We start from the raw sequence: 13240 nt of genomic DNA, 5'->3' as shown, positions 1-13240 counted from the left end.
ACTAAAGGAGGAAAATAATGACAAATAGTGAGTCCCATAAGCGATTATCATTAAAAGAATTTGTTTGATTAGGTTTTAATTATGCAGTAGGAATTGGTTTTATTGGTAACTTTGCAATTTTATCAAATATTGGCATGCCTAATTCAATTGGTATTAATGCAATATGAGTATATTTATTAATTGGTTTTGTCGCTGGTAATTGTGCATGAGCTTTTGCAAAATTATCAAGAATTCACAATTCTGATAATAATGGTGGTGCATATATTTATATTCGAACAACCTTTGGCAGATTTTGAGGTTGATTAGTAGGATTTATGCAATATGTTTGTTTGCCATTTATTGTTACGATTCAAGTAATGATGTTAATTAGAGGAACTTTTTCACCAGAATTTATTAGTAATGGTCAACCACAATGATATAGTGCTAATTGAGGGCCATTTTCTGATTTATTTTTAGATTTAATTGGTATTTTGATTTATATGATTTCTGCTTCTGCTGTTTTTGCTGGAATTAAAATATATAAAAAAATGGCACATACCACATCAATTATTAAATGATTAACAGCAGCATTTTTAATTATTGCTGGTATTAGTTTAGCAGTAACTAATAGTTCATCAAATTGAAGTTACTGAACTACTAATAGTAGCCTTTCTTTTGCTGGTTTTATGAATACTTTTACTTCATGTTTCTTTTTCTTTGCTGGTTTTGAAATTTTTTCAACAGCTGGTAAAAATGTTAATAATCCTGAAAAAAATATTGGTAAAGGTATTACTTTGATTATGATAATTATGACAGTTTTCTATATTATTATCTCGCTTGTTTTCTTTTTAGGATACCAAGTTTTTGTTCAAAATATGAATATGGGTGCTTGAAGTGCTTTTAATAGTAAAGTAATTCTGTACGGTGGTCCAATATTGATGATTATTAGTGGTTTAGCTTTAAAAATTAATATTGCCATGCAAAATGCTTTATATGGTGGTACAACATTACAACCACTTTCAAAAGAAGGATATATTTCTAATAAATTATTTAATTTAAATAAAGATGGAATACCTGTTAAAGCAGCGATTGTTAATTTAATGGTAACAGCTATTATGTTAATTTTATGATTAGTGATTCCTGATTTAATTAAAGGAATTTGGTTAGTCTCTCATCCTGGTCAAAAGTATTCATCAGCTTTTAATGTTGCTAACCTATCATCATCTTTCTCTGTGATTACCATGTTTGTTTATATCATGGTTTTAATTACAGTGCTAAAATTAGCATTAGATAAAAAATTAAAACTAAATTGATATGAAAAAATTGTTTTTCCATTTAGTTTGCTAACTTTAGGTTTAATGTTTGTTTGACATTATTATTCTATTATTCATGATGCAGTTGTTGCAACTGATTCAAGTGCGATTGTTGCCATGGTTATTGAGTTAATATTTATTTTGAGTAATGTTATTTTTGCTATCACTTGATACTTTACTTATTATTCTAAAAAATATCAACTTCGTTTAAAAACAAATCCTAGTTTACAAACAGAATTAAATAGTGAATTTGCTTTTAATTTAGAACATCAAGCAACATTAGAAAAAATTAATACTAATAATTAAAATAAAAAATAAGTTATCTGTAAAAAGATAACTTATTTTTATAAACTAGATATCTAAAGTTATTTGCTAAAAACATCATATTCATCCCCCCTTGGTTTTTTAAGTTGAATAAAATAATTTATAACTCTAAGAACAAACCTACTTATTAAACATGTTATTCATCATATTATATTTTTTTTCAATGTTTGCCTCTATAAATGATAGTTGAACAAATCTAATTTTTTCATTTAAATTATCAATGTTTTTTAATACACTAGCACAATTTTTAATAAATTTAATAAATAATTTTTTTAACTTTCTTTTAGAAATTTTAGGGTATTTTTGGTCAATAACTCATCAATAATTAAAAATAGGAAACCTAGGCAGGGCAAAAAAACCTATACTAAAATAATGATAAAAAGTAAATTTATTTATAAAAATATTCGTAAACTTAAAGGATAAAAATTCAATAATTAATTTTTCATTTTCATTAAATCTATTTTTCCCTCAAAGACTTGGACCAACTGTGGTATACATTTTTGATGTCATATTTATTTATCCCTTTTTCATTTAATTTTTTCTTGATGGTTATTTATTCATTTTGTAACTTTTTGCATTTTTTCTCTTTCTAAGATGAAAAGTTATTTTTAAAACAATAAGTATCTAACAATTATGCTGCTTGAGATGATGTCGTTCATCTATAAATTATAGTCATAATAGGTTATAACTATTCTATATTCTCTAGTAGATTCTGCTATTTTTTGATATTGATTTATTTCAGTTTTAGCTTGTAAAATAAAAACTCATTTCCTTTGAAATTAAGGTAATAAGTTAATTAAACTTATCTTAAGTTTATAATTAATTGTACTATAAAAAATCATAACCTGTTAACAGGTTATGAATTAATTGTTTTTTATTTTTATTTTACAAAAAATTTTTTAAATACAATAAATCCAATTCTTTTTCATAAAGATTTTGAATACTAATTTTATACTTATTCAAAATGTGATTAAGATTATCAATTTTAGCTTGGGTATCTAAACGAATTAAAATTTCATTTAAATCTTTAAAATATTTAAATTGATATTGATATCTTGTGAGAATATTAATTGTTGCTAATAAATCATTAGTAGTTAAAATAAAAATTTTACCAACATCAAATTTTGCTACTGGTCCACTGTAAAGCAATTTTCCTAAATCAATAATAGTACAATCATCAATAATAGCTTTAACTTCGTTAATCATATGAGTAGTTAAAAAAATGGTTTTCCCTGCTGCTTTTAAGTTCATTAAGACATTAGTAAAATATTTTCGTGATTCTGAATCTAAGTTAGCACCAGGTTCATCAAGGATTATTAATTCAGGATCATGGGCTAAAGCTTGAATTAACATAATTCTATTTTTCATTCCTGAAGAAAAAGAATTTAAAGTTTTATTACGATGTTCTCATAAGTTAAAATTTTTTAATAATTTTTGCAGATTAATTTCTAATGCACTGTCAGTAATAGTTGTTGCTTGTCCTAAATATTTTAAAAAATTATAGGCTGTTAAACCTTGTGGAAAGTTTTCCAAATTTAAAGAATAACCTAAACTTAATTTTGATTTAGCACTTCCTGCTTTATAATCATTAACAGTGATAATACCTTTGTATCTATTGCTAGGCATTGCGCCAATAATAGATTTTAATAAAACAGATTTACCACTACCAGATTGTCCAACTAAGGCATGAATTGTTCCTTTAAATACGGTAAAATTTATGTTAGTAATAGTAAATTTTTTAAATTTTTTATTGTAGTTTCTAACACTAATCATAATTTCTTTTGTATTTGCCATAGTAGTTTTCTCCTAACTAACAATTTTTCGATTATACAAAACATAAGAAAATAAAAATAAGAAGCAAGAAATTGCAAGATATATTTCAAGAACTGATTTATTATTTTGAAAATAGTCAAGATTATCAGTCTTGATTAATTTATTATTTAAACTAACTTTAAAGTCGGGATAACTAAATAAAGTATTTTTTTGCGTATCAAAATTGATATTAGATGATGCATATGGTTCAAATCAAAAATCACCATAATATCCCATAAAATAAGTTCATATTTGATTTCAATGTTCAATAAAGTTAAAGGTATTAATATATTGATAGCTATTAGCAACATTAATGTAATTTTTATAATTTTCATCTTTTTTAATGTCATTAGTAGTAATTTGACGATAAGTATGAATTTGGTGGTAAATATATTCTTCGGTCGTTCTAATTAAAAAATAGACAGGATTATAAAACATTTTATTAAATTCACTACGAAAACTAAAACGATACTCATATGTTGAAAGAAATATGTTTTTAATTTCATCAAGCGGTAATGCTACCGGTGGTGTTGCTATTGGTTCTGTCATTTTGATATAAATGTCATCAATATTATTATTAATTGTTAATAATCATGGTACTTTTGTATTTTGGACACTCATGAAGTGATTAATATGATATTGCTTATCATAATCATTAATGATATTAATTAAGTCTTGTGTAATTTTATTATTAACAACATTGGCTTTTAATTCATCGAAACTTTTAAAGTAACTAGTAAAAGTAATTTGTATTGTTATACTTTTATTTTGAAATTCGGGTGGTTGTCAAGAGTTTGTTGTACCATGAAAGATTTTAACAATAGGGTTTGTTGCAATAAATCCTAATTCTCGATAAAAAGCAATTCGCTTATTAATAACATTATCATCTCTAATATTATTTAATTCATTATTATTAAGATTAGAATAAAAGTCAAAAATAGCCTTTGTTAAATTAGGGTATTTAATTAATCCTTTTTCTAAGTTTTGTTTGAATAAAATTGCTTCTTTAATTTCGCTAATATTATATTGACTACCATTCTCAAAATTAATTTTAATAATATCACTATTCAATTTAGTTAAGGAATAAGGTAAACCACCTAATAAAAATAAACTACAAAAAATAATAAAAAGTAAAAAAACTGTTTGTGAAGGAGTAAAAGCTAACATTGTAACAACGCCGACGGTAACTAAAATGGCAAATAATGAGCAAAAAGCAAATAATTTTATAATAGTTAACACATAAAAAGTTAAATAATGAGCCTTTATAATAATGCCACAAATCCCACCAAAAATTAATAAAATAATAGTGTTTATGAGGATAAAGATTAAACTCATAAAAAATAAAGCAGCATATTGTGTTAAGATAATTATTGTTCTTGTGTAAGGTTTAGTAAGCAATAATAAAAAAGAGCTATCTTCAAATTGAGTACCAAAAATTTTTATGGTATTTAATAAAATAAAGATAAATAAAAATATACTATAAAAAATCATAATGAAATACTGTAAATTAATAGTAAAAGTTGCTACTGATAAATTTAAAAAAAATAAAATACTAATAGTTAATGCTGAAACTATTATTGAAAATAAAAATAAAAATGCGGTAATAAAAGAATAACTAATTTTAATTATAATTAGTCTAAATAGTTTGAATCAAGTTGCTTGATTATTTTTAGTTTTTGTTTCATCTATAGTTTTAGTTGTGCTTTCTAGTAATCTTGCCATTATTTTTTTCTCCTTCTTTTATAGTCAATTATAGTTAATTATTTTTATTAGTTAAAAAATATAATTAAAAGCCAGCAGTAATATTATCTAAAAAAATTAAAAAGTGGTGAAATGTTGTTAAATGTTTGCAACATTTGAGAGTAATAAAATATTTTTATGTTTATGAATATCAATTTCGTAGCACCATTCATTTTCATATAATTTTTATTAAAAAAAATAGATTTTAATCAAGCAGCTTTACATTAAAATATTATTTTATTTATTTTGTGATATATATTATAATTTTACTAGGATTAATGTGAGTTAAATTTATTAAGGAGATAAATATAAATATGAAAGCATTATTAACTATTTTAACAACTACAACAATGGCAATCGTTTCGGGGATAAATTTATTTCAATTAAATAATTCTAAAATAAATGTGATAAATATTGATGGCAAAGATTACATTGGTGATAAAATATATGATATTAAATTTTATGATTATATTAATCATAAAACTTTTTTAGAGATTGAAAATATTTATTTACAAAATTTACCATTGAAAGCAATTGAACAATTTAATAATTTATTTAAAACTTTTTATAAAGAAAAAGATTTCTTATTTAAAGAAGCGGATTATGAAAAATTATCAACTGCTATTTATAGTAATTTTTCAAAAATTTATATGGTAAATAAACAATCTATTAGAGGTGTAAAAATTGAAATTGGTTTTAATCAAGCAGATTTTTTAGTTACTAATGTAGTTAAACAATAATTTTAATATTTTTTTATAATTTCACTTGTATATATAAAATGCTTAATGAACATTAGTAATTACTGCAATTCTTATTAATGTTCATTTTTTATTTTTTTTATGATATATTATTTGTATTAAAATTAATTTAATTTAATGGGAAAGTTAACATATTTTTATATTTTTAAATACCACGCCACGATGAGATTTAAATTTTTCAGTAACTGATATTAGAGCAGTAGGATTAGATAAGTTGGATAATATCTTGCAGACTGAAAAGCAAGAAATTGCAAATACTGAATGCCGTACTTGTTATTATAGAAATAAATATGCTAAAAAATAAGAGAGATGTTAAAGATAAAATAGCGTAAACCTATATTATTGGTCGCGGGTGCCAACCAGACCCTTAGGGTGGTTGGCCGTGGGGAGAGTTTACCCCACTGGGGTGAGTTGCGAAGCAACGAGGGGCAAAGTCCCTCTATTTTAAATTAAATTGTTATTTTTTTTATAATAATTTGATGAAAATATAATTATTATTTGACATATCATGCTTCGCATGATATAAACTTGAATTAAATTAAGTATTAAAGTATTAGTATTAATATAAAAAATATTAGTTATTGTACCTTTTATAAGGTTAAAATACGATAATAATTTTTAGTTTATTTTGAATTTGATATTTTATAGAGTATAACTTCAGTAAAAAATAGTATTTTAAACAATAATTGATTTTTTTGCTTAATTTCATGAATTTTTTGATATGTTTGTATTATTAATAATGGTTAGTTCTCTTTTATCGATCGTATCAAAAATTTTCCTAAAGATTTTGGAATTTGAATGTTTTGCATTTTTAATTATTTTTTTATTTTTTAAAAATCTTAAATATGATTTTATTACTTCTATTCGTAAACAAATTGAATTGACATCAATATTATGCTTAATTTGAGATTCAATATATTTTTTAATATTATTTACACTATTTTTTTTATTATTTAACTTAAGAAGTGTTTTCTGTTATAAATATAAGTTTTAACTGTACAGTCCTGAATAATTGTACTCATTTAATCATAATTGATAATTATCAGTATTTCTCATAATTTATTACCACTTACAAAATTTTATTATTAATTGTAATAACTAATAATAATGTACTATAATTAATTATGACATTAAAATGTCAATTATATGTTGCTGATCTATTACATTTTTAGAAATAAGTTTAAAATTTTCTATAATATTTATTGTTAAATATTTTGTGCTTGTTTCTTTGGAGTTTTTAGTAAAATATTGTTTATTTTTATAAAACTGATAATAAAGATATTTGTTTAAATATAAGGAACTTTTACTTTGAATTAAATAAGTTCTTTGATATATATCAATTTTCTACTAGAAAAATTAGCATGAAAATTTCCAATATCATTATTCCCTGCTAGAGTAATATATTTTCCATCAAAATTTCATATATTGTACTTACTAGCAACGGGATTACAAGTTCAAAATATATATTTAGCTTTTTATTTTCATGATTAGAATTTTTATTTCCAGTATAAATGGAAAAATAGTTTTTAATATCATAATAACCTCATTTTTAATATTTTTTATTAATTGATTAGGCATAAAAATAATAGTTAGGAATAAATATATGCAATTAAAAAATATCTTAAACTTACAGCAAGGTTTACAAATAAAGATAAAAAATAGATTAAAAAATAAAGTACCAAATTCTCTTCCTTATATAACTATTGGTTTTTTGAAAAAGGAATCATTTGAATATTATATAAAAAACCCTAAAAAAAATCATATAGTTTATCCTAATGAATTATTAATAGTTAGAACTGGATTAACAGGTAAACCTATTATAGGAATTAAGGGTGTATATCATAATAATTTTTTTAAGGTTATAAATGATCAAAATAAATTATTGAATAAATATTTATATTTTTGGGTTTTAAAAAATGAAAAAAATATAAATAATTTAGGTTCAGGTACCACAATTAAAGATTTATCTCATAAAATCTTTTTAAATATAAATATTATAATTCCTAAAATATCTTGTCAACAGCGCATAATTGACATTATAGAACCTTTTGAAAAGTTAGCAGAAATATATGAAAAATTAATAAAATTAATAAATAACTTATTTTCTTTAATTACAAAACTCTATTCTTTACAGACAAAAGAAAAATTATTATCATATTTTAACTTTATAAAAGGTACAGAAATATCAAGTTCAAAACGAACTAAAAATATTGAAAATAAATTAGTAAAATATATTAGAGTAGAAGATTTAACTTTTAATAGTGAAAGACAATCTTTATATTGTACTAAAGATAATAATTTTTTTTTTGATTATCAAGACATTTTATTAGCTACCGATGGTGATCCTGGTAGAATTATGACTGGTTTGAATGGAGTTTTTTCAAGTTCAATTAGAAAAGTTATTCCTAAAACTACTAATCAACATTTATCAATAGCATTATTAAATTTACTTAATCCAATCAATAAAGAAATATTTAATGCATATACAACAGGAACTACTATTAAACATGGAGGTAATAATGCTATAAAAAATTTAAAATATTTTGAATATGATAAACATATTAAGATATTAGTTAAATCTTTATATGAAAATTTAACAACTTTGCAAAATAATTTAACAAAAGTCATTTTTATTAAAAAGCTTTTAATTAATAAATTAATAGAATAACTAATATTTTCTTTAATGTATTAGTTATTTTTTATATAATTATGTTATCTTTATACACTATAAGTATAGTAGGAGGATTTTAATGAAAAATCATTACAAATTCATTTTGGAAAACAATTAATAACATTATTAAATAAGATTGAAATAACAATTATTCAGACAAATACTTTAATAACAAATTTAATAAATAAACTAATAAATTAGAAGTTAAGAGGGAATGTATTTTATTTAAAATATAATTATTATTTAACATATCATTCGAGGCATGATATAAACTTGATGGATTATTAAGACGTATTTTTGATGATACTATAAGTTCGGTTTTAAATGTTGATTTTACTAGTGGTTTAGAACAAATTTTAACATTATGAGTATTTTTAAAAGCAGTTGGCTTTTTAGTCGGTTAGGAGTTTTATTATTAATAATACTTTATCCGTTTTTAATAACTAGCAAAAATATAAAGATATTACAACGGATAGGTAGTTATATTATTACAACACCACTATGTACTGGTAAATCTGCGCTTGCTTGTTGTTTAGCACAAAAACATAAAGGTAGGGTAGTAAGTCCGATTCCTATTAAAGTTCGTCATGAATATAGTTATCGTTGTTCTTATAATGAGCAGTTAAATAGTAATTATGCTTTTAAAGAAAATGATATGCTTGTTTTTGATGAATTAGCTTTAAAAATTAATAGTAATGATTTATCATCTGAATTTAAAGCAACACAAGAAAGTTTAGGTATGTTTTGTAAGTATTAATAGGTCATAATTAATGGAATTATGTATATGATTGAACAACACCCCCGATATAGAATACCAAAACAAGCAGGTGCTAATAAAGTGAAATATATTGTGCAAGTTAAGAGCATGCGTATTTTATTATTTTTAGTTAAGTTTAAACTTAATATTTATACTAATGTTGATGATTATAATAAAGTTGTTTTATCTAAAAGACAAACGAAGCGAATAATTAAACGTGGTGGCTTACCACCGAGTTATAGTGGTGAAACTATGACTTTTAGTTTATGATTTCCGCGGTTCTTATTTACAACGATATAATAGTCGTGCCTTAAATTATATTCATTCGTTAAAGAGTGAATTAAGTAGTATTAACGACTATCAACAGTTACAAGCTTTGAATTTTTCAGTAACTGATATTAGAACAGTAGGATTAGATAAATTGGATAATATCTTGCAAACTGAAAAGAAAAAAATGAAAGTAGGGTATGAGGTAGTTGTTCTGCTAAAAATAAATATTCGAAGAAAAATAAGAATGGCATATTTCAACATTTCAATTTTAAATATTATAAAATGTACTAAACTAAACTTTAATAAAAGATATTACAAGAAATTTTAGGAGGGTACTAGTGTGAAAGCATTATTAAAAATATTGGCAGTTTTCGGTTTAACAACACCATTAGCAGTAAATGTAGTAGCGTGTGATGATGATAAATCTAATTCTGATACCGATGAAGTAACAGAAAATACTAATGTCGGAGAATTATTAAAAAAAGCTAAAGATCAAGTTAATTTAGAACTTGGTCATTTAATAGAAGAATATAAAAATCTAACTTTTGAAGATCAATTTACTAACTTAGGATCAAATATTACCAGTTATTTGAATAGTTTACCTAGAATAGCGATAGTGATATTAAAAATGATAAGACAATAAAAATAAAAGATATTTTTTTGAATCGATTGCAACAAGATATTAATGATTTTTTAGTTGATAAGTACTTAATGCAGGTCACAGCATTAAAACCATTATTTGGTAATATCCCTATTAATGAACTTTTAACAATTGATATTAGTCAAACAACGTTAAAAAAAATATTTTTTCAATGAAAAGGTGTTGATTTTGGTGTTGCTGGTTATGAACCAAGCAATCCTGAATATAATATAACAATGTGACATAAAATTAAGGCACAATTAAAATTAAAATTAGCATATAAAAATGAAAGTAACATTAAGTCAACACATGAATTTGATAGTGATTTTAATTATAATTATGCTAATCCTGGTGCTAATTTAAGAAAATTAATTGATGCTTCGACTGCTAAAGTAGAAGAAAAATTAAGGAATTTTACTATAGAAGCACCAGCAAATACTAGTGATAGTAGTTTAAATAGTAAAGTAAAAACAATAATATTTGATAAAATTGGTAATGATAAAGTAAAGCTTGATATGTTTGAAATGGTATCAATTGGTGTTCTTAAGAGATATGATAGATATGATAGTGATGATCATATGTTTCAAGCAATTACTAAACCAACAATTGAAGAATCAATCGCTTCTTTAAAAGCTTACTTAGCACCATCAGTAAGTGAATTTACAAATAAGTTAAATAATTGAATTGGATCAGGTTCTGATGCAAAGAAAATTACAGAGGATCGATCTAAGATTAATAATTTTGGGACATGTACTATTAGCAACTGAACAGTTTCAGGTTTAACATTAAAACCAATGAGTTTAGATTTTGTTACTAGTCGTAATGAAACCCAAAATCAATGAGCAGACAGAGTAGCAGTAGCATTAGGTACAATATTTTGTACAAAAGGCTCATTTGCGCAAGGACGTATTGATTTAACTACCGATAACAATTTAACAATATATATGAATCCTAGTGATTTTGATAATTTTGTTAGTGAAGATAAAAATATGAATGATATTAGCGAATATCTTAATCAGCAAGTTAATGATAAAGCAAAAAGAGAAAATATTATTGACAATAATATTTCGCTTCGTTTAAATGGTCTTTGACCACCTAAAAAAAATCCTAACTTAAGTGATAGCAGTGTTGTGAAAAAAGTAGATGATAAGACTTTTATCATTAAAAGAAGTGAAGGTGGCATGCATGGTTATAATTACTTATCGATTGGTTATGATAATGTTCACTTTTTAAGTGGTTGTGTTAATAATCATAAAGGTCATCGTATTTTGTTTAATAATTGAATTATTAAAAAGGCAGATAGTGATATTTGAAATTAAGATAAATTTTTATGCTATTTTAATTTATATTTTTATATTCTGATTTCGCTAATTTTTCTTTACATTTAATTAAAAATAGTGTAATATATGTAAGTTGTTGATTAATTCACAATTTTCTTTTAAGATATGATTGATAAAAAACATCAAAAAAAGTTGTTAATGATGTCAAGGAAATAAATAATATCATGAAATTATTTGACAACTTTTGATTTTAGAAAAATTAGATGAATTAATACTTTTAAAATATAAGTATATTATAATAATAGATTAAAATTAATAATTTTTATAATAATCCTCTTTTAGAGGTTATTTTTAAAGTTATGTTTGTCATGTTTTTTCTAAATTTATTCAAATTTATTTTTTAAGGAGAAAGATATGAGTTTTACAGAGTTAAAATTAAAACAAGAATTAAATGCTGCTATTGCTAAATGGGGTTATATAACTCCTACACCAATTCAAAAAAAGACAATTCCAGTTTCTTTACAAAAAAAAGATATTATTGGAAAAAGTCATACTGGAACTGGAAAAACTGCTGCTTTTGTATTACCTATTTTACATGATTTAGATATAAAATTATATCGTAATCAAGCAATTATTGTTTGTCCAACTAGAGAATTAGCAATTCAAGTGGCAAAACAAGTAAAAAAGTATGCTTATTTTTTAAATGGTGTTAATGTTGCTTTATTATGTGGTGGTGTTAATATTAAAAACCAATTGTATGACTTAAGAACTAGTAACATTGTTGTTGGAACACCAGGAAGAATTACTGATCATATTAATCGTGGTAGTTTAAGATTAAATTCAATTAAAACATTAGTTTTAGATGAAGCAGATGAAATGTTAAAAATGGGATTTAAAAAAGATATTGATTTTTTATTTGAAAATTCACCACAAAATATGCAAACTGTTCTTTTTTCAGCGACAATGTCAAAACCAGTTTTAAAAATTGCTGATGATTATCAAAATAATCCAGTTAGCATTAGTGTTGAAGATGAAAGTCAAAAATTACAACAAGCAAATATTAAACAATATTATTTTGATTGTCATAATGTTTCTAAAGAAACAGCATTAGTTACTTTATATCAGAAATTACAACCACAGTTAAGTATTGTTTTTTCAAATACAAAAGCTTTTACTAGCAAAATTGCGCAATTATTAGAACAAAATAATATTAGATGTGCTGTTATTAATGGTGATAAAAGTCAAAGAGAACGTATCGAAGCAATGAGAAAATTTAAAAATGGTAAGGTGAAAGTATTAATTGCTACTGATGTTGTTGCTCGAGGAATTGATATTAATGGTATTGATTATATTTTTAATTATGATATTCCACGTGAACATGACTATTATACCCATCGTATTGGTAGAACAGCTCGTGCCGGAGCGCAAGGAACTGCTATTACTTTAGTAAGCAATCGAGCTCAATATAATGAGATTAAAGAAATCGAATATTATCAAAATCATGAAATTACTTTATTAGATACTGTTGGTTGAGATTTACCTAAAAATATTGTTAAAGTAGCAACTAAAGCAAATTATTCAGCACGCAGTAAAAATAATTTCCAACACCATAATGATAGTAATTTAAAATGAAAAAGAAAAACAAAATATTAGATTACTAACTTTATCAAAAATTCACTTAATTATTAAGTGAATT

10 protein-coding genes are annotated in these 13240 nt (G+C 23.4%); 8 read left to right on the top strand and 2 right to left on the bottom strand.

The features are described 5' to 3' along the window. The first annotated feature begins 17 nt into the window (after positions 1-17). A complete protein-coding gene (locus ACQH25_RS05125) occupies positions 18-1598 on the top strand; it encodes an APC family permease (RefSeq protein ID WP_425380969.1) in 1581 nt (526 codons plus the stop codon). A gap of 903 nt (positions 1599-2501) precedes the next feature. On the opposite strand, the gene ACQH25_RS05120 is transcribed toward ACQH25_RS05125, so the two are convergent. Then, a complete protein-coding gene (locus tag ACQH25_RS05120) occupies positions 2502-3410 on the bottom strand; it encodes an ABC transporter ATP-binding protein (RefSeq protein ID WP_425380968.1) in 909 nt (302 codons plus the stop codon). 12 nt (positions 3411-3422) lie between these two features. Next, a complete protein-coding gene (locus ACQH25_RS05115) occupies positions 3423-5150 on the bottom strand; it encodes a hypothetical protein (RefSeq protein WP_425380967.1) in 1728 nt (575 codons plus the stop codon). A 332-nt stretch (positions 5151-5482) separates the two neighbouring features. On the opposite strand from ACQH25_RS05115, the gene ACQH25_RS05110 reads away from it, so the two are divergent. From ACQH25_RS05110 to ACQH25_RS05080, 7 genes are all read left to right on the top strand, one after another. Next, a complete protein-coding gene (locus tag ACQH25_RS05110) occupies positions 5483-5908 on the top strand; it encodes a hypothetical protein (protein WP_425380966.1) in 426 nt (141 codons plus the stop codon). Positions 5909-7529: 1621 nt separating this feature from the next. Then, a complete protein-coding gene (locus tag ACQH25_RS05105; RefSeq protein WP_425380965.1) occupies positions 7530-8594 on the top strand; it encodes a restriction endonuclease subunit S in 1065 nt (354 codons plus the stop codon). A gap of 367 nt (positions 8595-8961) precedes the next feature. After that, positions 8962-9354, top strand: a complete 393-nt coding sequence (locus ACQH25_RS05100; RefSeq protein ID WP_425380964.1) for a hypothetical protein — start codon at positions 8962-8964, stop codon at positions 9352-9354. 21 nt (positions 9355-9375) lie between these two features. Next, a complete protein-coding gene (locus ACQH25_RS05095) occupies positions 9376-9654 on the top strand; it encodes a hypothetical protein (protein WP_425380963.1) in 279 nt (92 codons plus the stop codon). Between the two features lie 310 nt (positions 9655-9964). Then, positions 9965-10267 (top strand): hypothetical protein, encoded by a 303-nt coding sequence (locus ACQH25_RS05090; protein WP_425380962.1) that lies wholly within the window; start codon positions 9965-9967, stop codon positions 10265-10267. Positions 10268-10284: 17 nt separating this feature from the next. Further along, positions 10285-11583, top strand: coding sequence for a hypothetical protein (locus ACQH25_RS05085; protein WP_425380961.1), 1299 nt, complete (start codon positions 10285-10287; stop codon positions 11581-11583). A 375-nt stretch (positions 11584-11958) separates the two neighbouring features. Further along, positions 11959-13197, top strand: a complete 1239-nt coding sequence (locus ACQH25_RS05080) for a DEAD/DEAH box helicase (RefSeq protein WP_425380960.1) — start codon at positions 11959-11961, stop codon at positions 13195-13197. Positions 13198-13240: the final 43 nt, after the last annotated feature.

Source organism: Spiroplasma endosymbiont of Polydrusus pterygomalis (assembly GCF_964030825.1).
In the GTDB taxonomy this organism is placed as follows: Bacteria; Bacillota_I; Bacilli_A; order Mycoplasmatales; family VBWQ01; genus Spiroplasma_E.
Note: the sequence above shows the minus strand (reverse complement) of the source record. Positions and strands in the feature narration are given on the sequence as shown.